This window comes from Thauera sp. ZXT1-4, assembly GCF_052598215.2.
In genome coordinates, this window is sequence record NZ_JBQWSN020000003.1 from 49,084 (window position 1) to 75,460 (window position 26,377).

The following is a 26,377-nucleotide window of genomic DNA, read 5'->3' on the forward strand; positions in this document are numbered from 1 at the left end:
CGTGAAACATCAGTCATGGATCTGGATTTTGTTTTTCTCGCCCTCGGACTGGCAGCGCTATTCGCGGGCTTCGTTGACTCGATTGTTGGCGGCGGTGGACTGATTCAGTTGCCAGCGCTGTTCAGTGCCTACCCAACGAGCGCGCCGGCGACACTGTTCGGTACGAACAAGGTCGCGAGCATCGTGGGCACGAGTACGGCAGCCTATCAGTACAGTCGGCGCGTGCGGATTCCCTGGCGAGTCGCAGCGCCCGGTGCAGCCGCGGCGCTGGTGGGGGCCTGGTATGGGGCGAAAGCGGTGGCCTATCTGGATCCCGCGATCCTCCGCCCCCTGATCCTGGTGCTGCTCGTCCTCGTCGCGGTTTACACCTTCGTACGCAAGGATCTGGGCGCGGTATCGAAAGAGCCTGAGCATGGTGCACGCTCGGTGGTGGTAGCACTCACGATCGGCGGGGGAATCGGGTTCTATGATGGGTTCTTCGGTCCAGGGACGGGGAGCTTCCTGATCTTCCTGTTCATCCGTGTGCTCGGAATGGATTTCCTCCGTGCCTCAGTCTCGGCAAAGATTCTCAATGTGGCGACGAACCTGGCCGCCATCAGCTTTTTTGCTGGAAACGTTGAGTTGATGTGGAAGTTGGGGCTGACGATGGCACTGTGCAACCTGATCGGCTCAGTACTGGGCTCCCGAATGGCCCTGAAGCATGGAACCGGATTCGTGCGCAGGATGTTCCTGGCCGTGGTTTCGGTGCTGATCGCAAAGCTCGCCTACGATACGTTCCTGCGCTGAGATGCTGTCACGTGGTTGTAGGCGTGGTGTCGGGCACGGTCTGGGGGTTCCGCTGTTTCACGTGGAACACGTCACAATATCTTTGCGGAAATATTGCATTAGTCGCTCGTGATAGAATGCACCGCTTCATTCATCTTCTAATATTGCCGGGGAAATGAACGGACTCCATCTGATTGCCGACATCTATCGTTGCCGGGCTGCGAGCGAGCTTCTTGTAAACCGTGGCCGACTCGAGACGCTTTGTGTCGAAGAGTGCAGGGAGGCGGGGCTGACCCCGCTGGGGGCTTATTTCTATCAGTTCCTGGATGAACAGGGCGGCGATGCCGGGGTCACCGGCACGGTGGTCCTCGCGGAGTCGCATCTCGCTATTCACACTTGGCCTGAGACCGGCGATGTGACGCTCGATGTCTACGTGTGCAATTTTTCCCGCGACAACAGCGAACGGGCTCGGCAGGTGTTTCAGCGCGTCATCGATGCCCTTGCTCCGGACGAGATCGTCCAACACGAGGTCATCCGCGGTCGCGCCCCAGTGGAGGCTTGAGCATGAGCGCGAGCCCGTTCTGCCTCCCCGAGGGAATGATTGCCGAGTTTCTGAGCGAGGATGCCGGTTATTTCCTGCAGGGCGGTCGGTTACTCGAGCGCGGGCATTCTGCGTGGCAGGCCTATGAGGTATGGGAGACGCCGCGCTTCGGGCGGCTGTTCCGCCTCGACGGCTGCCTGATGACTTCGGAGCGTGACGAGTTCCACTATCACGAGAACATCGTTCATGTGCCCGGCATTGCGCATCCGGCTCCACGTCGTGCTCTGATCATCGGTGGGGGGGATGGTGGTTCGGCAGAAGAGTTGCTCAAGTACCCCTCGATGGAAAAGGTGTTGCTCGCCGAGTTGGATGAGAAGGTAATCGACATCTCGCGGCGTCACCTGCAGACCGTACACGGTGGTGCACTGGACGATCCACGTGTCGAGATTCGTATCGGGGACGGCATGAAGTACGTCCATGAGGACGGCCTCGAAGCCGGCGACCGTTACGACCTCATCGTGCTCGACCTGACCGATCCGGTCGGGCCAGCCGAGGCGCTGTATCAGGCCGACTTCTTTGCGGCGTGCCGGGCTCTGCTGGCCAAGGGCGGGGCGCTGACCCTGCACATCGGCACGCCGGTGTATCAACCCGAGCGCGTGCAGGCGCTCGTGCGCCGGCTGCGCAGCGTATTTGTCTACGTACGCCCGTATTTCCTGTACATTCCGCTCTATGGTTCGCTGTGGGGACTGGCGACGGCCTCCGATCACGTCGATCCGACAGCACTGACATCGGCTGACGTGGATCATCGGCTGTGCGAACGGGGCATTGAAGGCCTGCAGTACCTGAACGGCGACGTATACTGCGCGCAGTTCGCACTCCCCAACCATCTGCGCGCCCTGCTCGGCTAAGCCGCTGCGGGGCGCCTGCGGCGGCCCCTTTCTCCGCGAGTCATCGTGACCCACTTCCCCCGAACTGGTCGCCACCCGGCGCGCCCACCCCATTCCGTTCGTAATCTCAGTCGTGATCCGTACTCGGCTATGCCGCGCCTTGCGCCCGACAGCCTCGCCTACGCGCTCACCCGTGCTGCACGATTGGTGGCAGTGGTGCTTGAAGGTGGCAATCTGACCGATGCGTATGAACGCATGCGGGATGAGGAGCGTGACTGGTCGGATGCGGCCCGTGGTGCGATCCGGGATCTGGCGTGGAGCACCCTGCGGGCTTTCCGCAGTGGCTCTGTGGTGCTCGACCGGCTGATGCACACCTTGCCTGCCCCGCCCATACACGCATTGCTCCTGATTGCGCTGAATCGTTTGCGCCAGCGTCCCGAGCAGGCGCACACCATCGTCGACCAAGCGGTACAGGCGGCGGCGGTTTTGATGCCGGGACTCAAGGGCATGGTCAATGGTGTGCTGCGTAATGCGCTGCGCCAGCACGACCAATGGGAGGGCTGGATCGCGGCCGATCCCGAGGCACGCCATGGCGTGCCATCGTGGTGGATCCGTCGGCTTCAGGCAACGCAGGCCGATGCGTGGGAGGCTGCGCTGGCCGCTGGCAATATCCGCCCGCCCATGGCGCTGCGCGTGAACCTGCGGCGCACGACGCTCAAGGCCTGTCTCGCTGACCTTGGTGCAGCGGGCGTCGAGGCTCGGGTGCTCGGCAACCAGGCGCTCCTGCTCGCCGACCCGGTCGCGGTCGGTGTATTGCCCGGTCATGCGGAGGGCAGGGTCTCGGTCCAGGATGCGGGCGCGCAATGGGCTGCGCAGCTGCTTGCTCCGACCCCGGGGGCGCGCGTACTGGACGCCTGTGCGGCACCCGGAGGCAAGGCAGCGCATCTGCTCGAATCCGTGGATGTCCAACTGCTCGCATTGGAACTCGATCCGGCGCGTGCGCGCCGGATCGAGCACAACCTGCAGCGGCTCGGGCTGAACGCAGAGGTCAAGGTTGCGGACTGTCGCGACCTGCAGCGGTGGTGGGACGGCAAGCCGTTCGACTTCATCCTGGCCGATGTGCCCTGCTCCGCCTCTGGCGTCGCTCGCCGACACCCGGACATCAAGTGGCTGCGCCGCGAAACCGACATTGCGCAGTTCGCTGCGCAGCAGTCCGAAATCCTCGAAGCGCTTTGGCAGACCCTGGTTCCGGGTGGCAGAATGCTCTACGTCACCTGCTCGGTCTTCGATGAAGAGAACGCCGGGCAGATCGCCCGCTTCTGTGCACGCCACGGCGATGTGCAGCGCGAACCCATCCAGGGACGACCGGATCTGCAGCTGCTGCCCAATGCCGAACATGACGGCTTCTATTACGCGCTTCTCCGCAAGCAGGCCTGAGCGCCTGCTCGCGGGCATTTTGCTTGCCGCCCTGCTCGTGCTGCTGCCCTGGGGCGCACAAGCAGAGACGCGCATGCGCAGCGGTGAGATCGTGCGCGGTGATACGGGCTATGTGCTGAACGCCGACATCGAGCTCGACCTCAACCCGCGTCTGCTTGATGCGGTGTCGCGCGGAATTTCGCTGTACTTCACCACCGAGCTGGTTATCGAGCGGCCGCGCTGGTACTGGCTGAACAAGGCGGTGGTGGACCGCAGCCTGGATTACCGCTTGTACTACCATGCGATCACGCGAAGCTACCGGCTCTCGGTTGGCAGCATCCATCAGAGCTACGACGACCTCGAGAGCGCGGTCCGCACGATGACGCGTATTCGCAATTGGCATGTTGCCGATTTTGATGTGCTTGAGGCGGGTGTCTCGCACGAGGTTGCGATCCGCTTCCGCCTCGATACCTCGCAACTACCCAAGCCTTTTCAGGTGACGGCCATTGGCAGCAGCGACTGGAACGTAGGCACCGAGTGGCTCCGGTGGACCTTCCTGCCAGGCGTCCCGGGGTTCCGATGAAACGCATACTGCTCGTTGTCGCGGCCTCGCTGGCAGGGATCTCGCTGTTCCTGCTCACTTCCGCGAGCGCCAACACCGAGTTCTTCGCCAGCAGCTATCCCTTCCTGATCGCGCTCAATGGCGCGATGGTGGTGGTGCTGGCTGCGCTCGTGGGCCTGCAGCTGCGCCAGCTCCTGCGCGAGTACCGTGCGCAACAGTTCGGTTCGCGGCTCAAGATGCGGCTCGTGCTGATGTTTGCCCTCATGGGGCTGGTGCCAGGGCTGGTCATCTATGGCGTTTCGATGCAGTTCGTCGTGCGCTCGATCGAGTCCTGGTTCGACGTGCGTGTGGACGCTGCGCTCGAGGGGGGGATCGGACTGGGGCAGAACGCGCTCGACTACCTCAGTGGTCAGGTGCGCGACAAGGCGGACGAGATGGCCCTCGAGCTCGAGGGTGCGGGGCAGGGCGCAGCCACTCGTCTGAACCGGCTGCGTGAGCAGGCGGGCATCAGCAGTGCGACCATTCTCTCCCCGACCGGCCAGGTGCTTGCCACTGCGGCCGAGAGCGGGCAGGACCTGATTCCGGCTGTACCCGACAGCTATGCCCTGCGCCAGGCGCGGCAGAGCCGCCATTATCAGCATGTGAGCAGCGAGGCCGATGGCCGCCTGGTCATCAGCGTGGTGACACCGCTTCCACTGCGAACGCTTGCGGGCGAGGCCAACCTGCTCATGTTGCGCCAGCCTGTGCCGGAGTCCTTCGGACGGAACGCGGAGGCGGTGCAGGAAGCCTATCGCGAGTACCAGCAACTCACCCTGGGGCGGAGTGGGCTCAAGCGGATCTACACCGTCACGCTGAGTCTGGCGCTGTTGCTCGCACTGTTCGGCGCGCTCGCGGTCGCGGTGCTGATCGCGCGCCGGCTCGCGGCGCCTTTGTTGATCCTCGCCGAAGGCACGCAGGCAGTGGCGCAGGGTGATTTCCGCCCTCGTCAGGCGCTGCCCGCGAGCGATGAGCTGGGGGTACTCACGCAGTCCTTCAACCGCATGACCCGCCAACTGCAGGAAGCGCGCGCAGCGGCCGATAGCCATCGTTCGGAGGTGGAGTCCGCGCGCGCGTACCTGGAGTCGGTGCTCGCCAACCTGTCGACCGGCGTGCTCGCCTTTTCGGCCGACGGCTTCCTGCGTGCAGCCAACCACGGCGCCCTGCAGATTCTGGAGGACGACCTGGCCGGCTTCGAGAGCCTCGCACTTGCGGACTGGCCGCGTCACGCTGCGTTGCGTGAGGTGCTGCGCGATGGCTTCGCCCGCCACGAAGGCGACTGGCAGACGCAGATGGACCTGCCGGTGAAGGACAGCACGCCGCGCACGCTACTCATCCGCGGCTCCCGGCTTCCAGCCGGAACTGGCGGGGGCCTGGTGGTCGTGTTCGATGACATCTCCAGCCTGGTGACGGCGCAGCGCACCGCCGCGTGGGGCGAGGTGGCCCGGCGACTCGCCCATGAGATCAAGAACCCCCTCACCCCCATCCAGCTCTCGGCAGAGCGGCTCGCGTTCAAGCTCTCCGACCGGCTGGATGACAGCGGGCGCGAGATGCTCGAGCGGGCGACCACGACGATCGTGAATCAGGTCGAGGCGATGAAGAATCTCGTCAACGCCTTCCGTGACTATGCGCGCCTGCCTGCGCCCGACCTTTCGCCGATCGACCTCAACGGGCTCATCCGCGAGGTGCTCCATCTGTACGAGAGCGCGGCGGTCCAGATCCGCACCGAACTGGCGTCCGGCCTGCCATTGGTGCAGGGTGACCCGACCCAGATCAGACAGGTGATCCACAATATGTTGCAGAATGCACAGGATGCCTTGTCTGCACGGGATGATGGCGTGATCACGGTCGCCACCCGACGCGACGGTGTGCGCGTTGTGCTTCTCTTCCGCGACAATGGCCCGGGGTTTCCTGCCGAGGTGCTCGCCCGTGCCTTCGAGCCGTACTTCACCACCAAGTCGCGCGGTACCGGCCTGGGGCTGGCGATGGTGAAGAAGATCGTGGATGAGCACGGGGGGGATGTCCGGCTCACCAACCGTGAGGACGGTGGTGCGGAAGTGCGCATCCGGTTGCGTAGTGCCGAAAACAAAGAAGCTTGACGAACACAATGGCAAAAATACTCATCGTTGACGACGAAGTCGGCATCCGCGAACTGTTGTCCGAGATCCTCCGCGACGAAGGTCACGACATCCTCCTGGCCGAGAATGCCGCTGCTGCACGCGCAGCACGCAATGCGGTGCGGCCCGACATGGTGTTGCTCGATATCTGGATGCCGGACACCGATGGCATCACGCTGCTCAAGGAATGGGCCGCGAACGGACAGCTCAACATGCCGGTCGTGATGATGTCGGGGCACGGCACCATCGACACTGCTGTGGAGGCGACCCGGATCGGTGCGATCGACTATCTCGAGAAGCCGATTGCGCTGCAGAAGCTGCTCGCGGCGGTCAAGCGCGGGCTGCAACGTCCGATGGCGCCGGGGGCTCCCGCACCGCTCACGCTGGCAGCCTTCACACGCTCGGTGCCGCTGCGTGAACTGCGACGCAGGGTGGAGCAGATTTCTGGCAGCTCGCGCGTGCTGCTGCTCCGCGTTGGCACTGGCAGCCTCGCAGAGCTCGTTGCCCGCAGCGTTCAGGCGACAAACGCCCCATGGCTGGACCTGTCTCTTGTCACTGCGCCGCTGGACATCAGCCAGCTGCAATCCGCGCATGGTGGCATCCTGTTCGTCCCGGAGCTTGCGCGGCTGTCGCGCGCGCAGCAGAAGAACCTCGCTTTCGCGCTGGATCGGCTTGACCGTTATGACCAGCGCCTGGTGGTGGCGACCGAGCGCAGCCACGATGCGCTTGCCGGCGAGGGCTGGGAGGACGGGTTGCTTGCCCGCCTGTTCGAGGTCAGCCTTGCACCGCCCTCGATTGCCGACGTGCGTGACGATCTTCCCGAACTGGCGAGCCAGCTCCTGCTGCACCTGGTCGAGGCGGGCGAAGTACCGCTGCGCCGCTTCTCCACGGCGGCCCTGAACCAGCTGCGCAATCTGCCTTGGCCCGGCGGTTATCCCGAACTGCGTGCCGCGGTGAAATCACTTGCGCTCGGCACCCTGGAGGAAGAGATCGGTGCTGCAGAGGTGCGGCGACTGTTGCCGCCGGATCTTGCCGGCGGTGGATGCGGGGTGTCGCTGGACCAGCCCTTGCGCGAGGCGCGAGAAGCCTTCGAACGCATGTATTTCGAGCATCATCTGCGCCTCGAGGGGGGCAACATGACCCGCCTGGCTGAGAAGACGGGGCTGGAGCGCACCCACCTGTACCGCAAGCTCAAGCAACTTGGCTTGCAGGCAGGCCGCCGCCATGAGGAAAGCTGAAGGAGCTCTGCGCAGTACTTTTTGCTGCGCTGCAACAATATGGTGGCTCCGTCCCCGCCGCGCGCGTAGAATTGGCCTCCTGCAGACGATCCGGAATCCCTTCGCGTGAAGATCATCATCCTCGGTGCTGGCCAGGTCGGTGCCTCCGTGGCCGAAAACCTCGTGTCCGAGGCGAACGACATCACGCTCGTCGACACCAGCGAGGAGTACCTCGCCGCACTGCGCGAACGCCTCGAGGTGCGTACCGTGTGCGGCAATGCAGCATCTCCGCGCGTGCTCAGAGAGGCGGGCGCAGACGACGCGGACTTGCTGATTGCGGTGACGCAGTCCGATCAGACCAACCTGTGCGCCTGCCGTATCGCCAAGGCGTTGTACAACCTGCCCACGCGAATTGCTCGCCTGCGTTCGACGGATTACGTCGATCACCCGGAGTTGCTGGGCGAGCAGAATTTTTCGGTCGATTTTTCGATCTGCCCAGAGCAGGTGGTCACCGACTACATCAAGCGGCTCATCGCCTTTCCGGAGGCGCTCCAGGTACTGGAGTTCGCCGATGGTGTGGTCAGCCTGATCTGCGTGCGTGCCTTCGAGGGGGGGCCGCTGGTCGGCCACCCGCTAAAGGCGCTGCGCTTTCACCTCCCCAACGTCGAGGTCCGCATCGCGGCGATCTACCGTAACGGCAACCCGATCATGCCCGAGGGCGACACCATCATCCTGCCTGGTGACGAGGTGTTCTGCCTGGCGGCGACGGTGCACATCCGCAAGGTCATGGGCGAACTACGCCGCTCCGATCGACCGATGCGGCGGGTGATGATTGCCGGCGGGGGCAACATCGGGTTCCGCCTCGCCCAGTCGATCGAGGAAAACTATCACGTCAAGATCCTGGAACTGAACCGCACGCGTGCAGAAATGCTCGCCTCGCAGCTATCGCATGCGCTGGTGTTGCGTGGCGACTCGACCGACGAAAAGCTGCTCGAGAACGAAGGCATCGATGAAACCGACCTCTTCGTCGCGCTCACCAACGACGAAGAAGACAACATCATGGCGGCGTCGCTGGCCAAGCGCATGGGTGCGCGGCGCACGCTGGCCCTGATCAACCGCAAGAGCTACGTCGATCTGGTGCAGGGCGGACCGATCGACATTGCCATCTCGCCCGCGCACACCTCGATCGGGACACTGCTCGCACATGTGCGGCGTGGCGACGTGGTGGCGGTGCACAGCCTGCGGCGCGGTGCCGCGGAGGCGCTGGAGATCATCGCGCACGGCAGTCGCAAGGACTCCAAGGTCGTCGGGCGTGCGATCGAGGAGATCGCGCTGCCGCGCGGCACCAGCATCGGTGCGATCGTGCGCGATGAGAAGAACGAGGAGGGACGCGTGGTGCGCCGTGCCGTGCTGATGCCGCACCACGATACGGTGATCGAGGAAGACGACCATGTCATCGTCTTCTGCACCAGCAAGAAGCTGGTGCAGAAGGTGGAGAAACTCTTCCAGGTGGGATTCCACTTCCTCTGACATGCCTGCCCAGATGCGTGCCTACAATCCCGCGCTCAACGCGCTGGGCCTGATCATCATGATCTTCGGTCTGCTGATGGGCTTTCCGCTCGCGGTATCGGCCTGGCTTCAAGATGGGGCGACGCTCGCCTATGACCAGGGGCTGTTCGTCACCTTCGTGTGCGGGTTGCTCCTGTGGGCGTCCACGCGTGCTCACCGGCGCGACCTGCGCGTGCACGATGGCTTCCTGCTCGTCGCTGCCACCTGGGTGGTGCTACCCCTGTTCGGGGCGCTGCCGTTACTCGCCTACCTCCCTGAGCTCGGCTTCACGGACGCCTATTTCGAGGCCGTCTCCGGACTCACGGCCACCGGCGCGACCGTGCTCACCGGGCTGGACGATCTGCCGGTGTCGATCAACCTGTGGCGCACCTTCATGCACTGGGTGGGCGGCATGGGGGTCATCGTCCTGGTGGTTGCAATCCTGCCGCTGCTTGGTATCGGTGGACGACAGCTCTACAAGGCCGAAGTGCCCACGCCGATGAAGGACTCCAGTCTCACGCCACGCATCGCCGAGACGGCCAAGGGCCTGTGGCTCTCCTACGTGCTGTTGACCGTGGCCTGCGGTTTCAGCCTGTGGTGGGTGGGCATGGATACCTGGGATGCCGTCATCCACGCGTTCACGGTCGCAGGACTGGGTGGCTTCTCGAGCAAGGACGCTTCGATCGGGCATTTCGACAGTCTGCGCATCGAGGTGGTGGTAATCGTGTTCGCGCTACTGGCGGGCCTGAACTACGCGACCCATTACATGGCGCTGGTGCGGCGCTCGATCCGGCCCTACTACCGCGATCCGGAAATCCCCTTCTACTTTGGCGTGCTTGGCGTCAGCGTCGCCATGCTGACCGCGTTCCTGCTCGCCGAGGGCGAGTTCAACGAGATCGGTGAGGCGCTACGCTACGTCGCCTTCCACGTTGTCTCCATCTCCACCTCCCTTGGCCTGTCGACCTACGATTACACGCTGTGGCCCATGTTCGCCCAGCTCTGGCTGCTGTTTCTCGGCAGCTTCATTGCCTGCTCCGGATCCACCGGCGGCGGCATCAAGATGATGCGGGCGATCATCCTGTATAACCAGGTCTTCCGCGAAATCGTGCGCTCGTTGCACCCGAACGCGGTGCGACCCGTGCGCCTGGGCCGTACGCCGGTATCCGAGAACATCCTGCACGCGGTGCTGGGCTTCAGTTTCATGTACATGGTCAGCATCGTGAGCCTGACCCTGGTGCTGTCGGCGAGTGGGCTCGAGTTGGTCACCGCCTTCTCCGCGGTGGTGGCCTGCCTCAACAACACCGGACCTGGCCTCGACATGGTGGGACCGGCGTCGAACTACCAGTCGCTTGACGCCTTCCACAAGTGGGTGCTGTCTTTCACCATGATCCTCGGGCGACTGGAAATCTTCACCTTTCTGGTCGTGCTGACCCCGACCTTCTGGCGCCGCTGAACGCCAGTAACCCGTCCGATTGACTCGCGACAAGCCCCGGATGCGTCCAGAGCGGCGATAATCACGCCTTCAGCCCGATTGCAGAACAAAGAGGACTCGACGTGAGCAACCTGAAAAACGACACATTCCTGCGCGCCTTGCTGCGTCAGCCCACCGAATACACGCCGGTCTGGCTGATGCGCCAGGCAGGCCGCTACCTGCCCGAGTACTGCGAAACGCGCCGTCGCGCCGGCAATTTCCTCAATCTGTGCAAGAGCCCGGCCATGGCCTGCGAAGTGACGCTGCAACCGCTGGCGCGCTACGATCTGGATGCAGCGATCCTGTTCTCCGACATCCTCACCGTGCCCGATGCAATGGGGCTGGGCCTGTATTTTGCCGAGGGCGAGGGGCCGCGTTTCGAGCGACCGCTCAAGGACGAGTGGGAGATCCGCAACCTCACTGCGCCGGATCCGCATGCCGAGCTTCAGTACGTGATGGATGCGGTGAGCGAGATCCGCCGTGCGCTCGACGGCAGCGTGCCGCTGATCGGCTTCTCCGGCAGCCCGTGGACGCTTGCCTGCTACATGGTCGAGGGCGGCTCCTCCGACGACTACCGCAAGGTCAAGTCGCTCGCCTACAGCCGCCCGGACCTGATGCACCATATCCTCGACGTCACCGCGCAGGCAGTGGTGAAGTATCTGAACGCGCAGATCGAGGCGGGCGCCCAGGCGGTGATGGTGTTCGACTCCTGGGGTGGCGTGCTGTCCGAGGCGGCGTATCGCGAATTCTCGCTGCGCTACCTCGAGCAGGTCGTCGCCGGCTTGATCCGTGAGCGCGACGGTCAGCGTGTGCCGAGCATCGTCTTCACCAAGGGCGGTGGCCTGTGGCTGGAGTCGATCGCTGCGATCGGCTGCGACGCGGTCGGCCTCGACTGGACCATGGACATCGGCCGCGCGCGTCGCCTCGTGGGCGACAAGGTGGCGCTGCAGGGCAATCTCGACCCCAACGTGCTCTTCGCGCCGCCCGAGGCGGTTGCAGCCGAGACGCGCCGCGTGCTCGATGCTTTCGGCAACCACTCTGGCCACGTCTTCAACCTCGGCCACGGCATTTCTCAGTACACGCCGCCCGAGAACGTGAACGTGCTGGTCGACACGGTGCACGCGTACAGCCGCGAGATTCGCGCTCGCGGGTGAGTCTGCGCAGCGGCGTTTCGCAGATGCGGAACGCCGCCTGTCAAGCAAGAAATCGTGCTTTCGAAACTTGACTTATGCACATCCGTGCGTTCCGTAACCGGCTGCAGTCCGATATTCAAGCATTATGCGTATGAATTTATAAGCCATTGAAAAATAATAGATAATATTTCGCATAATGTTAAGGCAATGTGACTGAAAGCCTTATGCCACGCCACTTTCAGGCGGATTCACCCAGCTTTCCCACATACTTGTCCACAGGTTTTGTGGACAAGGGCAAAGCGCCTTTGTTGCCCAGAGACTTGACCGCTGTTTCGTCCACGCCGCCTTACGAAATGCGCGTAAACAGCTGATCGAAAGGCAATTTCCTCCCCCTGTAGATCCACCCATGGCCATCGTCCGCGTCGCCTTGCCGATTCCGCTGCCACAGGCGTTCGATTACCTGGCACCGGAAGCGACCGTCGCGGATATCGGACGCTGCGTGAAGGTGCCCTTCGGGCGTGGAGATCGTAGCGGGCTGATCGTCGGACTCTGCGACGAGGCGGAGGTCGATCCGGCCCGCCTGAAGGCGGTCCATCACATCCAGCGCGGCGTGCCACCCCTGCCGCCCGACTGGCTCGAACTCGTGGGCTTCGTCGCGCGCTACTATCACGCCCCGCTGGGCGAAGTGGTCGCGCTTGCGCTGCCGCCCGGGCTGCGTCGAGCCGATGGGGTGAGTGATGCCGACGACGACCCGCTGCTCGATATCGCTGCCCAGGGCCAGTCCGCACTTGACAGCGGGCGGCGTGCAAGCAAGGCGCTTGCGCTGCTGCAGTCGCTGGTGGGCAGCGAGGGACCCTGGCGGCGTAGCGTCATCCGCGCCATGGCCGGCGGGGAAATGATCGGTGAGCTGCTGCGGCGCGGGTGGCTGGCGCCCGTCGTGCCCGAGCGTGCCGCACCGGCTCATGGCACAGGCGTCCTGCCGGCCCTGACTGCCGAGCAGTCGTGCGCGGTCGAGTCGATCCTCGGTGGCGGGGCGGGCTTCCGGCCTTGGCTGCTGCATGGGGTCACGGGCAGCGGCAAGACGGAGGTCTACTTGCGCCTGGCCGCGCAGGTCCTGGCGCAGGGCCGCCAGGTGCTGATGCTGGTGCCAGAAATTGCTTTGACGCCGCAGCTCGAACAGCGGGTCGCCCAGCGCTTCGCGGCTGCCAACGTGGTCAGCCTGCATTCCGCGCTGGCCGATGGTGCCCGCTCGCGCGGCTTTGTGCAGGCGCTGAGCGGACGCGCCGATATCGTGCTCGGCACCCGCCTGGCGGTGTTTGCCCCATTGCCCCGGCTCGGGTTGATCCTGGTGGACGAGGAGCATGATGCCTCCTACAAGCAGCAGGAGGGCGTGCGTTACTCTGCGCGCGACGTGGCCGTGTGGCGTGCGCGTCAGCGCGGCGTCCCGGTCGTGCTCGGTTCGGCGACGCCTTCGCTGGAGACGTGGTTTCACGCGAGAAGCGAACGCTATGCCCTGCAGACGCTGCGTCAGCGTGCGGTGGCGGCTACATTGCCGGTGGTGCGGTGCATCGACACCCGGCGGCTGAAGCTTGACGAGGGCCTGAGCCCCGCACTGCAGGCAGCGATCGCACAGCGCCTGACGCGGGGTGAACAGAGCCTGGTGTTCCTCAACCGCCGCGGCTACGCACCGGTGCTGTCATGCCCATCCTGCGGCTGGGTCAGCCGCTGTCCTCATTGCACTGCGAACCTCGTCGTGCACCTGGCCGACCGCCGCCTGCGCTGCCACCACTGTGGCTGTGACGGGCCCATCCCGCATGTCTGCCCGAGTTGCGGCAATCAGGATATCCAGCCCTTTGGCCGCGGCACGCAGCGCATTGAGGCGCGCTTGGCCGAGCTGTTCCCGCAGGCGCGCGTGTTGCGGGTTGACCGAGATGCCGCGCGCACCCGCGCGCAATGGGAAAAACTGCTCGACACCATCGCTGCCGGCGAGGCCGACATCCTCGTAGGCACGCAGATGATGGCCAAGGGGCACGATTTCCCCAAGCTGACCTTGGTGGGTGTGATTGGCGCCGATGCCTCGCTGCATGCCGCCGATTTCCGCGCCCCTGAGCGCCTGTTTCAGCAGTTGATGCAGGTGGGTGGGCGTGCGGGCCGGGGTGCCCTGCCGGGCGAGGTGCTGATCCAGACCGAGTACCCGCTGCAGCCGCTCTATCAGCATCTCGCCCGCCACGATTTCGACGCCTTCGCGCGCATGGCGCTGCAGGAGCGTCGCGCGGCGGGCTTCCCGCCCTTCACGCACCAGGCCATGCTGCGCGCGGATGCGCCGGCGCTGGAGGAGGCGGTACAGTTCCTGCGTCATGCCCGCCGCCTGGCGGAAGAGCGTGCGCCGGAAGGGCTGCGCATCTACGATCCAGTGCCGATGCGTATGACCCGGCTCGCACGGCGCGAGCGTGCACAGCTGCTGCTCGAGGCAGATGGCCGCGGTGTGCTGCAGAACTTTCTTGCCGACTGGGTAGCCGTGCTCTATCGACAGCGAACTGTGCGTGCGCTGCGCTGGCAGCTCGACGTCGATCCGCTGGACGTCTGACTCAGGCGCGTGCTGCCGGCCACAGCCAGGCTGCACCGCGCACACCCGAGGCATCCCCGTGCCGTGCCGGCAGCAGGCGCGTGTCCACGCGGTCGGAAAACACATGCACGCGCCACTTCTCCGGCACATTGCGATAGAGCCGCCCGATGCATGACAGGCCGCCGCCCAGCACGATTACGTCCGGGTCGAGCAGGTTGATCACCCCCGCCAGCGCGCGCGCGAGCCGGTCCTCATAGCGGGCGAGGGTGGATGCGCACAGCCGGTCGCCGGCTTCGGCGGCGCGAACGATTGTGGGTGCATCGAACGCTTCGCCGCCATGGCGCAGATGATCGGCCGCCATTCCCGGTCCCGAGAGATACGTTTCGATGCAGCCCTGGCGCCCGCAATAGCAGGCGGGCAGGGGGAGGTCGTCGCCGGCAGGAAGCGGCAAGGGATTGTGCCCCCACTCGCCGGCGATCGCGTTCGCACCGGTGAGCAGCCGCCCATCCAGCACGATGCCGCCACCCACGCCTGTGCCGAGAATCACCCCGAACACCGTGCGGAGCCCGGCACCTGCCCCATCGGCAGCTTCGGACACCGTGAAGCAGTTGGCGTCGTTGGAAAGGCGCAGCGGACGGGCGAGCAGGGCTTCGAGGTCCTGCTGCAAGGGCCTGCCGTTGAGGCAGGTCGAGTTGGCATTGCGGATCCGCCCGTCTACCGGGGAGGGCGAACCGGGGATGCCGATGCCGACGGTCGCCCTCCTGCCCGTGCTGTGCTCGGCCTCCTCGACCAAGGCGGCGATGGTCCGCAGGGTCGCGGAGTAGTCCCCTTGCGGCGTGGGAACGCGCCTGCGCCAGCATGGCTCGCCGTCCTCACGCAGGACGACGATCTCGATCTTGGTTCCGCCCAGATCAATGCCGATGCGCGCGGGCCGCATGTTCAAGGTGCCCTCAGCAGGAGGAGGCGGAGATCTCCGCGTAACGGTCCATCGCCTCTTCCCTGCTGCGCGAGGTTACACCCAGATCCCGCACCAGGCCGTCCTGCAGGCTGTAGCACCAGCCGTGCACGCTGACGTCCTGGCCACGCTGCCAAGCCTCGCGGAGAATCGAGGTCTGACATACGTTGACGACCTGGTGCATGGCGTTGAGCTCACACAGGCGGTCGGCACGCATCGCGCTGTCTTCGATTTGGCCCAGCTGGTCGAGATGGCGGTCACGTACATCCTGGATGTGGCGCAGCCAGTTGTCGGTCAGGCCAGTGGAAACGTCGTTGATCGCTGCCTTGACGCCACCGCAGCCGTAGTGGCCGACGATCAGGATGTGCTTTACGCGCAGCACGTCGACCGCGTAGTGGATCACCGACAGCGCGTTGAGATCGGTGTGCACGATCACGTTGGCGATGTTGCGATGCACGAACACCTCGCCCGGCGCCAGTCCGACCACCTGGTTTGCAGGTACGCGACTGTCCGAGCAGCCGATCCACAGGTACTCGGGTGATTGCTGCTTGACCAACCGGCTGAAGAACTCCGGATCTTCCTCGCGCATGTGCTCGGACCATTGCTTGTTGTTGGCGAAGAGGTGTTCGATCGTCTTGGGCATCTCGGGCTCGGAGAAAAGCGGGTGAATTGGGTTATTCATAATTATGAAGAAGTCGCTGTGGTCTTGCCAGCCAGCCGTGCCGGATCCGTGGTGCCGGAACGGATCTGCACCTGGCCCGGTCCATGACCGATAACGATGCTTCACATTGGTCGCTGAATGCACGAAAGTGCTGACCCCCACCCCCACCCCCACCCCGACCCCTTTCCAGAACACGTCACCCAGGAGCCTACGCATGAACATCCGACACGCCCGTTCCCTCGTCGCCATCTGCCTGATGGCGGCCTTTGCTGATGGTCGCCAGGACACGGGTGAACGCGAACATGTACGCAAGGTGGCAGAGTCGCTCGGTCGTGACATCGAGATTGATTTCATTCCCTTGTATCAGGCGGTGCTGCTTGGCCGCGTGAGTTTGGAAGATGTCGTGGCCGAGCTGGACGAACCGGGGTTGCGGCAGCTCGCGTTCGAACTTGCGGTGGGTGTGTGCGAGGCGGATGGCCGCCACAGTGCAGAGGAAACCGCTTTCCTTGGCCGCCTGTCCGCGGCGCTTGGACTGGCGGCCGGCAGCGCCGAGGCTTTCATCCACGAGGCCGAGGCGGTGGCCGAGGCGCCCGAAACCGGGGCGTTGATCGAGCTGCCCGGCTTCGACCTGCAGGTCAGGCCCGACGCTGAAGGAGCCGGACCACGCGTCGCCGCTGCCGACGCGCCCGACGAGGCCAAACTGGACCGCATGATCCTCAACGCCGCCATCCTCAATGGCGCGCTGGAACTGCTGCCGCAATCCATGGCCTCAATGGCGATCATTCCGCTGCAGGTCCGGCTCGTGTACCGGATCGGGCAGGCGCACGGTCAGGAACTCGATCGCGGCCATATCAAGGACTTTCTTGCCACCATTGGCGTCGGCATGACCGGGCAGTACGTCGAGCAGTTCGGCCGCAAGCTCATCGGCGGCCTGCTCGGCAAGGTGCTGGGTGGTGCAGGGCGCGCGATCGGTAGCCAGGCGACCGGTTCTGCGTTCTCCTTCGCGACCACCTGGGCGATCGGCAAGGTGGCGAGGCAATACTACGCTGGCGGGCGAACCCTGGACGCAGCAGGGCTCAAGCAGTCCTTCGCCGACGTGTACGCACAGGCGCGGTCGCTGCAGGCGCGCTACGCGCCCGAGATCGCACAGCGCGCGCGCACGCTGGACCTCGGGCAGCTGACCGCCGAGCTGCGTGGACGATAGCGCGGCCTGTGCTCGATCCGTTCATGTCCTGTTCAGATGCGGAGGGCTATATTCGAGGCAGGTGATCGCGGGTGGCTTCACGGCCGCCGTGATCGTGACGTGTAGCGATTCATGCAGGAGTGGATCATGCTCAGAAGAACCATTGGATTGTCCGTGCTGCTCGTAACCCTGCTGGCTTCGGGTTCGAGTGTGCTGGCTGCCGAGCCAGTGCCCGAGGCGATGTTCGGTAGCCAGCTGATGACCGAGCAGGAGCGCACCGTGTATCGCGGGCGCATGTGGGCGGCGCAGAGTGACGAGGAGCGCGCAGCGATCCGTGCCGAGCACCACGAACAGATGCGTGCCCGTGCCGCAGAGCGCGGTGTGAGCCTGCCGGAAGTGCCGCCCGCGGTCGGCGCCGGAATGGGGCCCGGGCGTGGCGGCCCGCAGGGCCCCGCGCGCGGGCCGGGTCGGGCCGCAGCGCAAGGCGTTGATCCGGGTGCCGGAGCAGGTGTCGGCCCTGGCCGAGGCATGGGGCCGGGGCAGGGCATGGGACCTCGTCAGGGCGCTGGTCCCGGGGATGGCAGAGGGCCGATGGGGCCGGGTCGCAGCCGCTGAACACGGACGCCGCTGATGCCGCATCCGTGGGTACGCAGCCGAGCCCTGCACGGGACGTGCGCGGCCGCCTTCGCGGCGCTTCTGCCGTGGGGTGCGCTGTATGCGGGCGATGATGACCATGAGCGCGCCCGCCAGGCCTTCGAAGCGGGCGAGGTGATGCCGCTGCGCGCCGTGCTCGAGCGGGTTGAGGGCGCTTATCCGGGCGAGATCCTTGAGGTCGAGCTCGATCGTGAGGAAGGCGTCTGGGCCTACGAGATCAAGCTGCTGCGCAAATCCGGTGATGTGCTCGAACTCGAGCTCGATGCGCGTGATGGGCGGGTCTTGGGGGTACGTGGACGCGACGTGCGCCCGGGTGACAGAAACCGGAACGACGACTGATGCGCATCCTGGTCGTCGAAGACGAACCCACGTTGGCCGTGCAGCTCTCCACCGCGCTGGTGTTGGCTGGCTATGCGGTCGACAGGGCGGCTGACGGACGCGAAGCGGCCTACATGGGCGAGGCCGAGCACTACGACGCCATCGTCCTCGATCTGGGACTGCCTGTGATCGACGGGCTCACGGTGCTCAAGCGCTGGCGCGCGGAAGGGCGCACGATGCCCGTGCTGATCCTCACCGCTCGTGGTGACTGGGCCGAGAAGGTGGCGGGCATCGATGCCGGTGCGGACGATTACCTTACCAAGCCCTTTCACATGGAAGAGTTGCTTGCCCGTATCCGCGCGCTGATCCGTCGTGCGGTGGGTCAGGCGAGCGCCGAGATCCGGTGCGGCCCCCTGGTGCTCGATACGCGCAGCGGACGTGTCGCCGTCGAGGGCCAGCCCTTGAGCCTGACCAGCCACGAATTCCGCGTGCTCGCCTATTTGATGCACCACGCGGGTGAGGTCGTCTCGCGCACCGAGCTCACCGAGCACATCTACGCGCAGGATTACGACCGCGATTCCAATACGATAGAGGTGTTCGTGGCCCGCCTTCGCAAGAAGCTGCCGCTCGGCCTGATCGAGACCGTGCGCGGGCTTGGCTATCGCATCGCGGTGCCGGAGTGAGGGGCGTGTCGTCCGCGGCAGCTGGCTCTCTGCGTTTGCGCCTGCTTGCAGGCACGCTGGTGTGGGTGTTGCTCACCGTCGTCGTGGCAGGCTGGGCATTGGGGCGGCTGTTCGATGAGCATGTCGACCGCCAGTTTCGGGTTGAGTTGCGCATGCACCTGGCACAGCTTGCTGCGCAGCTCATGATCGACGCCGAAGGGCGCCCGGCGTTGCGGACCCCGCTCAGCGACCCGCGCTTCGTGCGTCCCTCTTCCGGCCTGTACTGGCAGGTGGATGTGCTAGTGCCCGAGTCACGGCAGGCTGTGCTGCGTTCGCGGTCGTTGTGGGACGTCGTCCTTTCCGTACCGCAGGACCTGCCTGCCGCAGGGGTGTTTCATTCGCACCGGATCGAGGGGCCGGATGGCGAGCCCTTGCGCTTGATCGAGCAGGTGCTGTACCCAGCGGAGCAGCCCGAGATGACGCTGCGCGTCATCGTCGCGGCAAACGCCGCCCTCGTGGAGGAACCCGTGGCGCGCTTCAATCGCCTGCTTGCGATTGCTCTCGGTGTGCTTGCGGGCGGGCTCGTGCTTGCGGCGCTGGTGCAGGTACGGGTCGGCCTGCGTCCGCTGGTGCGCCTGCGCGACGGCCTGGCCGCGGTGCGTGCAGGGCGTAGTGCGGCCCTCCAGGGCAGCTTCCCGGCCGAGGTCCAGCCCTTGGTTGAGGAGTTCAATGCCGTGCTCGCACGCAATGCCGAGGTGGTCGAGCGCGCCCGCACCCAGGCCGGCAACCTCGCCCATGCGGTCAGGACGCCACTCACGGTGCTCGCCAACGCCGCCACGTCATCGGCGCATGAGCGCGGTGATACGGCGCTCGCGCGCCTGGTGGCCGAACAGGTCGCGCTGGCCCGCACCCAGGTCGACCACCACCTCGCGCGTGCGCGCGCCGCGGCTGCGGTCGGGGCCACCGGCCAGCGCACGCCCTTGCGTCCGGTACTCGAAGGTCTGTTGCGCCTGATGGCGAAGGTCCATGCCGAGCGGGGCCTGGAGATAGGGCTTTCCCGCTGCGATGCGTCACTCGCCTTCCGCGGTGAGGCCCAGGACCTGCAGGAGATGCTCGGCAACCTCATCGACAACGCCTCCAAGTGGGCAGCACACCGGGTCGAGATCAGCGCGGATGAGGACCGGGGGCAGTTGCGGATATGCATCGATGACGACGGCCCGGGTCTGGCCGAAGCGGTCCGTGAGGCCGTGTTCGCGCGTGGCGTGCGAGCCGATGAGCACATCCCCGGCTTCGGCCTGGGGCTTTCGATCGTGCGTGACCTCGCTCAACTCTACGGGGGCGAGGTTCATCTGGAGCGCTCGCCGGCGGGTGGGGCGCGTGCGGTGCTGCACCTTCCCACCCCGATGTGACACAGGAGTGTCGAGGCCACTTGCATACCGGCTCCAAAAGTGAGTAAATGCTCACTCACTACGAACCCGATGCCGAGTACCGCCCATGAGCTCCCGACACCTTCCTGCAGACGAGCGCCGTAGCATGACGGTCGAAACCGTGATTGAGCTCGCCGCGGAACAGAACCCCAGCGAGATCACCACCGCCGCGATCGCCGAGCGCATGCAGCTCACCCAGGGCGCCCTGTTCCGCCACTTCCCCACCAAGGAGGCGCTGTGGACCTCGGTGATGGAATGGGTGGCCGATCGGCTGATGGCGCGTATCGAACGTGCTGTCGAGCAGGCGCCCGGCCCGCTTGCGGCGCTGCGTGCGATGTTCCTCGCCCATGTCGGCTTCGTGATTGAGCACCCGGGTGTGCCGCGCATGATGTTCGGCGAATTGCAGCGTGCCCAGGCGAGTGCGCCCAAGCGCATGGCGCAGGCCTTGATCCGGCGCTACGGTGAGCGTGTGCGCGCACTGCTTGAGGCGGGACAGCAGGCGGGCGAGGTGGCGCACGGTATCGACCTCGATGCGGCTGCCACGCTCTTCGTGGGCACCATCCAGGGGCTGGTGATGCAGTCGCTGCTCGCCGATGACCATGGGCACATCGACCGCCAGGCGCCGGCGGTGCTCGAACTCTATCTGCGCGCCATCCGGAGCGGATCATGAAGAACTGGTTCTCCAGCCACGCCCGCTTGCTCGGGCTGCTCGCGGTGCTGGTGCCGCTGATCGCGCTGCTGGCCTTCGTGGCGCTGCGCGCGGGGCCGCTCGCCGCGGTGCCGGTCACGGTGGCGAAAGTGGATGCGCAGCCCCTGGCGCCGGCCCTGTTCGGCATCGGTACGGTGGAGGCGCGCTTCACGCACCGCATCGGGCCGACCTTCGCGGGCCGCCTGCGCACGGTGGCGGTGCAGCCCGGTGATATGGTCAGCGCCGGACAGGTGCTGGGCGAGATGGACCCGGTTGATCTGGACGAGCGCCTGCTTGCCCAGGAGGCGGCGCTGCGCCGGGCGCAGGCCGGGGTGTTGAGCGCCGAAGCGCAGTTGCGCGAGGCGGCGGCACGCAAGACCTTCGCCGAAGCGCAGGCGACCCGCTATGCGCGGCTGCTCGAGTCGAGCAGCGTCAGCCGCGAGGCTGCGGCGGCCAAGCGCCAGGAGGCGGATGCCACCCGTGCCGGCCATCAGGCGGCGCAGGCCGGGCTGGATGCAGCCAAGCACGAGCTCGACCGCCTGCGTGCCGAGCGCGATGCGCTGCGCACGCAGCGCGCCAATTTGCGCCTGCTCGCGCCGGTTGCCGGTCTCGTGGTGCGTCGCGAGGCGGACCCAGGTACCACCGTGGTTGCAGGCCAGGCGGTGGTGGAAGTGGTGGAGCCCGATCAGGTGTGGATCAGTGCGCGTTTCGACCAGCAACGCGCGAGCGGCCTCGCCGCCACGCTGCCGGCGAGCATCGTGCTGCGCTCGCGTGCCGATGAAGCATTGCCGGGCACGGTCGCTCGTGTCGAGCCGATGGCCGATGCGGTGACCGAAGAGGTGCTCGCCCGCATCGGCTTCGAGCGTCTTCCCACGCCGTTGCCGCCGCTGGGCGAGCTCGCCGAACTTACCGTGTCGCTGCCGCCGCTCCCCGAGCGCCCGGTCGTGTCGAACGCGTCGGTGCATCGCGTGGACGGCAGGCTGGGGGTGTGGACGGTGAATGATGCGGGGGTGCTGCAGTTCGCGCCCGTTCGCCTCGGCCGCAGCGATCTCGATGGCCGGGTACAGGTGCTCGAGGGCTTGTCGGGCGGTGAGCGTGTGGTGGTCTACAGCCAGAAGGCGCTTGCTGCAGGCACACGCATCGAGGTTGTCGAACGCATTCCGGGGCTCGCGTCATGATCAGCCTCGCCGGACGCGACATCCTGCAGGGCTGGGGCAAGTTCGTGTTCACCGGCATCGGCCTGGGCCTGCTCATCGGCGTCACCTTGACCATGGCCGGTGTCTATCGCGGCATGGTCGACGACGCCCGGGTGCTGCTCGACAACAGCGGGGCGGATCTCTGGGTGGTACAGCAGGACACGCTCGGCCCCTATGCCGAATCTTCCAGCGTGCAGGACGACGTCTGGCGCAGCATCGCCGCCATGGAAGGGGTGGCGCGGGTGGCCAACATCACCTACCTCACCATGCAGGTGCGGCTGACCGGGCCGAGTGCGCGCGACGTGCGCGCCATGGTGGTGGGCGTCACCCCCGACGGCCCCGGCCATCCGGGGCAGCCGGTGCATCTGGTTGCAGGGCGTCATATCACGCGCAGCCATTACGAGGCGGTGGCCGATGTCGCGACCGGTTTCGCGCTCGGCGACACCATCCGTATCCGCCGCAACGACTACACGGTGGTGGGGCTCACCCGGCGCATGGTGTCCTCGGGGGGCGACCCGATGGTCTTCATTCCGCTCAAGGACGCGCAGGAGGCGCAATTCCTCAAGGACAATGACGCCATCGTGCGCCAGCGGGCGCGCACCGAACAGAATCCGGCGCTCAACCGCCCAGGCGTGCCCGGCCTGCTCGACGCGGTGATCGACTCGCAAAGCACGAATCCCTACGTGAACGCAGTGCTGGTGCAGTTGGCGCCCGGCCACTTGCCCGAGCGCGTTGCCGAGCCGATCCGGCGCTGGCAGCGGCTTACGGTCTATACGCGGGCGCAGATGGAAGAGATCCTCATCGCGAAGCTGATCGCAACCTCGGCGCGTCAGATCGCGATGTTCCTCGTGATCCTGGCGGTCGTCAGCGCGGCGATCGTGGCCTTCATCATCTACACGCTCACGCTCGGCAAGATCCGCGAGATCGCGGTGCTCAAGCTCATCGGCACGCGCAATCGCACGATTGCCGCCATGATCCTGCAGCAGGCCGTGGGCTTGGGCCTGATCGGTTTCGTGGTCGGCAAGATCGCGGCGACCTTCTGGGCACCGGCGTTTCCCAAGCATGTGCTGCTCGAGACCGGCGACACGGTGCGCGCGCTGGTCGCGGTGGTGGTGATCTGCGTGCTCGCCAGCGTGCTTGCGATCCGGGCCGCATTGCGGGTGGATCCGGCCGAGGCGATCGGAGGCTGACATGAAACAGGATATCCAGGCCGCGCGGGGGATCCGCATCGAAGGCTTGCGAAAGCGCTACGGCAGCGGCGACACTGCGGTGGATGCACTCCGGCAGGTCGACATGGCGGTCGCGCCCGGTGAGGTGGTCGGCCTGATCGGGCCGTCGGGGTCCGGCAAGAGCACCCTGCTCAAATGCCTGGGTGCGGTGATCGAGCCCACGGCGGGACGCATGACGCTGGGCGAGGAGACGATCTACGACGACGGCTGGAAGATCGGCGATCTGCGCGCGCTGCGCCGCGATCGCATCGGCTTCGTGTTCCAGGCGCCGTACCTGATCCCCTTCCTCGACGTAACCGACAACGTTGCCCTGCTGCCGATGTTGGCCGGGCGGCCGAACGCCGAGGCACGGCGGCGTGCGGTGGAGCTGCTCGAGGCGCTGGACGTCGGCCATCGCGCTCGCGCCATGCCCTCGCAACTCTCCGGAGGGGAGCAACAGCGCGTAGCGATTGCCCGCGCCCTGGTGAGCCGCCCGCCGGTGATCCTGGCCGACGAGCCGACCGCGCCGCTCGATAGCGAACGCGCCTTGAGCGTGATCCGCATCCTCAACCGCATGGCGCGCGAGTACGACACCGCCATCGTCGTCGTCACCCACGACGAGAAGATCATCCCCACCTTCCGCCGCATCTATCACATCCGGGACGGGCGCACGCACGAGGAGACGGGCGAGGGACGGTCGGTCGAGTGATGGTTCGTTTGCGCGTGACGACGCTTGTGGCGGCTCGTGGACGACGCTGTGCGCTAGATGTAGGTGGCTGGTCGCTTGGGCGCGTGGCGCATGTGCAGTGAGAGGCCGAGGGCCGCCATGTGATGTGAATTGCGCCCCAGAATGGTCTTGGACAGCGGGAGGAACTCGTTCTCCTCCAGTTCCGCGTGGGCCTTGTAGCGTGCGACCAGGCGTTCCACCTCGGCGATCTCCAGGCGGCTGTCCTGACCCTTGGCGACACGCTTGAGCTCCGGCTCGAGGCGTTTCCAGCTCGCTTCCAGCTCGCGGTGCTCGTCGGTGAGGCGCTTTGCGAGCGCCTTCACCTGATCGTATTCCGCGCCCTTTTCGGCGCTTGCCAGCACGGCCGGGAACAGTTCGCGCTCCTCGTCCTGGTGGTGCTCGAAGATGGCTTCGCGAAAGAACTCCAGTGCCCTGGCTGCGATCTCGCGTGCGCGCGATGCGGCATCGAGCAGTGCGGGCAGTTCGCCCAGCATGTCCAGTTTCTTGAGAATTCCGGAATGGCATTCGGCGAATTCGTTGATCGGTTGCTTGTTTGCAGCGTCGGACGGGGTGGTCATGTGGGTCTCCCCAGAGTTCGTCGGGTCGTGGTGGCCAGCCGTGCCTGGCCGGTCAGTTGCGCGTCATCAGGTTCGGCAGCCAGGTCGAGATCTCCGGCACGGCCGCGATCAGCACCAGAACCAGCAGCACGACCAGAAGGAAGGGGGCGGTCGCCTTGAACAAGGGACCCATGCGGATGTCGGCCTGCACCATGGCGATGTAAAGGCCGGGGCCGACCGGGGGCGTCACGAGACCGATCACCGTGGCCACCGTGCACACCACACCGAAATGGATGGGGTCGATACCCAGGCTGGTCACCACCGGCATCAGCAAGGGGACGACCACGATCAGCACGCTGATGCTCTCGAGGAACATGCCGAGCAGCATCATCAGCGCAATCACCAGCAGCAGGAACACGAAGGGTGAATCGGTCAGGCCCTGCATGAATTCGACGACCATGTCCGGCACGCCCTGGAAGGCGAGTACCCAGCTTAGTACCGAAGCTGCGGCGATCAGGCCGGTGATGGTTGCGGTGTTGACGCCGACGTCGAGCAGGATCTTGCCGAGGTCCCCCACCTTGATCTCGCGGTAGAACAGGCCAAGGGTGAGTGCCATGACAGCAGCCACCGCACCGGATTCTGTCGGTGTCATCACGCCGGCCATGATGCCGCCGATCACCACCAGCGGAATCAGTCCTGGTACCAGACCCTCGACGAGGATCCGTATCGAGGCCGCCCTTCCGCTGCGTTCGCCAGCAGGCAGGCCGGGCCCGAAGAAGCCGAACATCAGGATGACGAATGCAAGCCCTGCGATCAGGAGCATGCCGGGCACGATTCCGGCGATGAACAGCGGCGCGATCGGCTGCACCGCAACCACACCGTAGATGATCATCAGCATGGAGGGCGGGATGATGGGACCGAGCAGGCCCGCCGAAACGGTGACGGCGCCGGAGAATGCGCGGTCGTAGCCCAGGCGTTCCATCGCCGGGATCATGACCTTGCTCATCACGCCGATCTGGGCGACTGCGGAGCCGAGAATCGATGCGGCCATGGCGTTCGTGAACAGGTTGGCGTACGCCAGGCCGCCCTTGAGGCGCCCGACCAGCACTTCGGCTACGGCGATCAGGCGCTGGGTAAGACCGGCCCTGTTCATGATCTCGCCCACGAGCAGGAAGAGCGGGATGGCGAGCAGGCTGTTGATCTCGAGCGCGCCATAGAGCTGGATCGGGATCGAATCGAACAGCACGGCAAGGTCGCTGGTCGCCATGAAGACCACCGCCGAGATCAGGATCGTGCCGACGATGGGCACGCCTGCGAAAAGCAGGATGAAGAAGACGATCAGGGTGGTCATCTGGCGGCTCCGGTGAAGGCTGCACGCGTCTCACGCAGGACTGCGGCGAACTGATGCAAGGTCATCGTTGCCATCGCGGCAGGTAGCACGGAATAGTTGTACCAGCGCGGCAGCTGGGTTGTGGCGCCCAACTCCATGCGCACGTCCGGGCGGCTCACCCACTCCACGCCTAGCCAGCACAGGAATGCGAACAGGCCCAGCATCACCACGCCGGCGAGCGCAAGCAGCAGGTGGCGCATGCGCTCGGGCAGGGCCTGCGGCAGAAAGTCGATGGAAACGAGCTGGCTGTGATGCACGAGCAGCGAGAGGCCGAACAGCGTCGCGAACACGAGCAGCTGGACCGAGATTTCCTCGGCCCAGAACAGCGGGGCGCTGAGGAAATAGCGCATGAACACCTGCGTGGTCATGACGCAGGCGATTCCGCCGGTGAGCGCGATCACAAGCCAGCGCTCGATCGTGGCCAGGCTGCGGTCGATTTTCTGTATCTGGGCATACATCGCGAGAACTCCCGAGGGGGTGCGATCGTGCGGA

25 protein-coding genes are annotated in these 26,377 nt (G+C 65.6%); 20 read left to right on the plus strand and 5 right to left on the minus strand.

The window, feature by feature from the left end; genetic code table 11:
- The first annotated feature begins 15 nt into the window (after positions 1-15).
- The 11 genes from ACUH78_RS03605 (at position 16) to ACUH78_RS03655 (ending at position 14,280) form a co-directional block, all read left to right on the plus strand.
- Positions 16-786 carry a sulfite exporter TauE/SafE family protein gene (locus tag ACUH78_RS03605; protein WP_445332729.1) on the plus strand — a complete coding sequence of 257 codons (771 nt, stop codon included), beginning with the start codon at positions 16-18 and terminating at the stop codon, positions 784-786.
- Between the two features lie 154 nt (positions 787-940).
- Positions 941-1,327, plus strand: a complete 387-nt coding sequence (speD, locus tag ACUH78_RS03610) for an adenosylmethionine decarboxylase (protein WP_418364079.1) — start codon at positions 941-943, stop codon at positions 1,325-1,327.
- Between the two features lie 2 nt (positions 1,328-1,329).
- Positions 1,330-2,214 (plus strand): polyamine aminopropyltransferase, encoded by an 885-nt coding sequence (speE, locus tag ACUH78_RS03615; protein ID WP_445332730.1) that lies wholly within the window; start codon positions 1,330-1,332, stop codon positions 2,212-2,214.
- Between the two features lie 129 nt (positions 2,215-2,343).
- Positions 2,344-3,630 carry a 16S rRNA (cytosine(967)-C(5))-methyltransferase RsmB gene (rsmB, locus tag ACUH78_RS03620; RefSeq protein ID WP_445332731.1) on the plus strand — a complete coding sequence of 429 codons (1,287 nt, stop codon included), beginning with the start codon at positions 2,344-2,346 and terminating at the stop codon, positions 3,628-3,630.
- A complete protein-coding gene (locus ACUH78_RS03625; protein WP_445332732.1) occupies positions 3,581-4,192 on the plus strand; it encodes a DUF4390 domain-containing protein in 612 nt (203 codons plus the stop codon). The genes rsmB and ACUH78_RS03625 overlap by 50 nt, the downstream gene beginning before the upstream one ends.
- Positions 4,189-6,306 (plus strand): sensor histidine kinase, encoded by a 2,118-nt coding sequence (locus ACUH78_RS03630; protein WP_445332733.1) that lies wholly within the window; start codon positions 4,189-4,191, stop codon positions 6,304-6,306. The genes ACUH78_RS03625 and ACUH78_RS03630 overlap by 4 nt, the downstream gene beginning before the upstream one ends.
- Positions 6,307-6,314: 8 nt before the next feature.
- Positions 6,315-7,562: a sigma-54-dependent transcriptional regulator gene (locus ACUH78_RS03635; protein ID WP_445332734.1), complete on the plus strand. Its 1,248-nt coding sequence runs from the start codon at positions 6,315-6,317 to the stop codon at positions 7,560-7,562.
- Between the two features lie 105 nt (positions 7,563-7,667).
- Positions 7,668-9,071, plus strand: coding sequence for a Trk system potassium transporter TrkA (gene trkA, locus ACUH78_RS03640; protein WP_445332735.1), 1,404 nt, complete (start codon positions 7,668-7,670; stop codon positions 9,069-9,071).
- Between the two features lie 13 nt (positions 9,072-9,084).
- Positions 9,085-10,542 carry a TrkH family potassium uptake protein gene (locus ACUH78_RS03645; protein WP_445332825.1) on the plus strand — a complete coding sequence of 486 codons (1,458 nt, stop codon included), beginning with the start codon at positions 9,085-9,087 and terminating at the stop codon, positions 10,540-10,542.
- A 101-nt stretch (positions 10,543-10,643) separates the two neighbouring features.
- Positions 10,644-11,714 (plus strand): uroporphyrinogen decarboxylase, encoded by a 1,071-nt coding sequence (gene hemE / locus ACUH78_RS03650; RefSeq protein WP_445332736.1) that lies wholly within the window; start codon positions 10,644-10,646, stop codon positions 11,712-11,714.
- A 385-nt stretch (positions 11,715-12,099) separates the two neighbouring features.
- A complete protein-coding gene (locus ACUH78_RS03655) occupies positions 12,100-14,280 on the plus strand; it encodes a primosomal protein N' (RefSeq protein ID WP_445332737.1) in 2,181 nt (726 codons plus the stop codon).
- 1 nt (position 14,281) lies between these two features.
- On the opposite strand, the gene ACUH78_RS03660 is transcribed toward ACUH78_RS03655, so the two are convergent.
- A complete protein-coding gene (locus tag ACUH78_RS03660) occupies positions 14,282-15,196 on the minus strand; it encodes an ROK family protein (RefSeq protein ID WP_445332826.1) in 915 nt (304 codons plus the stop codon).
- Positions 15,197-15,209: 13 nt separating this feature from the next.
- Positions 15,210-15,857, minus strand: coding sequence for a carbonate dehydratase (gene can / locus ACUH78_RS03665; protein WP_445332738.1), 648 nt, complete (start codon positions 15,855-15,857; stop codon positions 15,210-15,212).
- Positions 15,858-16,089: 232 nt separating this feature from the next.
- On the opposite strand from can, the gene ACUH78_RS03670 reads away from it, so the two are divergent.
- The 9 genes from ACUH78_RS03670 to ACUH78_RS03710 all read left to right on the plus strand — a co-directional run bounded on the left by ACUH78_RS03670 (position 16,090) and on the right by ACUH78_RS03710 (position 23,920).
- The gene (locus ACUH78_RS03670) at positions 16,090-17,079 is read left to right on the plus strand and encodes a YcjF family protein (protein ID WP_445332739.1); all 990 of its coding nucleotides are present in this window, start codon (positions 16,090-16,092) and stop codon (positions 17,077-17,079) included.
- Positions 17,080-17,205: 126 nt separating this feature from the next.
- On the plus strand, positions 17,206-17,673 hold the full coding sequence (locus tag ACUH78_RS03675) for a hypothetical protein (RefSeq protein WP_445332740.1): 468 nt from the start codon (positions 17,206-17,208) through the stop codon (positions 17,671-17,673).
- 15 nt (positions 17,674-17,688) lie between these two features.
- The gene (locus tag ACUH78_RS03680) at positions 17,689-18,051 is read left to right on the plus strand and encodes a PepSY domain-containing protein (protein WP_418364067.1); all 363 of its coding nucleotides are present in this window, start codon (positions 17,689-17,691) and stop codon (positions 18,049-18,051) included.
- The gene (locus tag ACUH78_RS03685) at positions 18,051-18,713 is read left to right on the plus strand and encodes a response regulator transcription factor (protein ID WP_418364066.1); all 663 of its coding nucleotides are present in this window, start codon (positions 18,051-18,053) and stop codon (positions 18,711-18,713) included. Before ACUH78_RS03680 ends, ACUH78_RS03685 begins: the two co-directional genes overlap by 1 nt.
- A gap of 5 nt (positions 18,714-18,718) precedes the next feature.
- Complete coding sequence (locus ACUH78_RS03690) at positions 18,719-20,101, plus strand: sensor histidine kinase (RefSeq protein WP_445332741.1); 1,383 nt, start codon at positions 18,719-18,721, stop codon at positions 20,099-20,101.
- Between the two features lie 85 nt (positions 20,102-20,186).
- Complete coding sequence (locus ACUH78_RS03695) at positions 20,187-20,789, plus strand: TetR/AcrR family transcriptional regulator (protein WP_445332742.1); 603 nt, start codon at positions 20,187-20,189, stop codon at positions 20,787-20,789.
- Positions 20,786-21,985, plus strand: coding sequence for an efflux RND transporter periplasmic adaptor subunit (locus tag ACUH78_RS03700; RefSeq protein WP_445332743.1), 1,200 nt, complete (start codon positions 20,786-20,788; stop codon positions 21,983-21,985). The genes ACUH78_RS03695 and ACUH78_RS03700 overlap by 4 nt, the downstream gene beginning before the upstream one ends.
- Positions 21,982-23,193 (plus strand): ABC transporter permease, encoded by a 1,212-nt coding sequence (locus ACUH78_RS03705; RefSeq protein WP_445332744.1) that lies wholly within the window; start codon positions 21,982-21,984, stop codon positions 23,191-23,193. Before ACUH78_RS03700 ends, ACUH78_RS03705 begins: the two co-directional genes overlap by 4 nt.
- A 1-nt stretch (position 23,194) precedes the next feature.
- On the plus strand, positions 23,195-23,920 hold the full coding sequence (locus ACUH78_RS03710) for an ABC transporter ATP-binding protein (protein WP_445332745.1): 726 nt from the start codon (positions 23,195-23,197) through the stop codon (positions 23,918-23,920).
- A 53-nt stretch (positions 23,921-23,973) separates the two neighbouring features.
- Here the strand turns inward: ACUH78_RS03710 and ACUH78_RS03715 are convergent, their stop codons facing one another.
- The 3 genes from ACUH78_RS03715 to ACUH78_RS03725 are packed head-to-tail and all read right to left on the minus strand — an operon-like array spanning position 23,974 to position 26,343.
- Positions 23,974-24,516: a hemerythrin domain-containing protein gene (locus ACUH78_RS03715; protein ID WP_435750106.1), complete on the minus strand. Its 543-nt coding sequence runs from the start codon at positions 24,514-24,516 to the stop codon at positions 23,974-23,976.
- A 52-nt stretch (positions 24,517-24,568) separates the two neighbouring features.
- Complete coding sequence (locus tag ACUH78_RS03720; RefSeq protein ID WP_435750105.1) at positions 24,569-25,846, minus strand: TRAP transporter large permease; 1,278 nt, start codon at positions 25,844-25,846, stop codon at positions 24,569-24,571.
- Entirely contained in the window at positions 25,843-26,343 is a 501-nt protein-coding gene (locus ACUH78_RS03725; protein WP_435750104.1) for a TRAP transporter small permease, read from the minus strand. The genes ACUH78_RS03720 and ACUH78_RS03725 overlap by 4 nt, the downstream gene beginning before the upstream one ends.
- Positions 26,344-26,377: the final 34 nt, after the last annotated feature.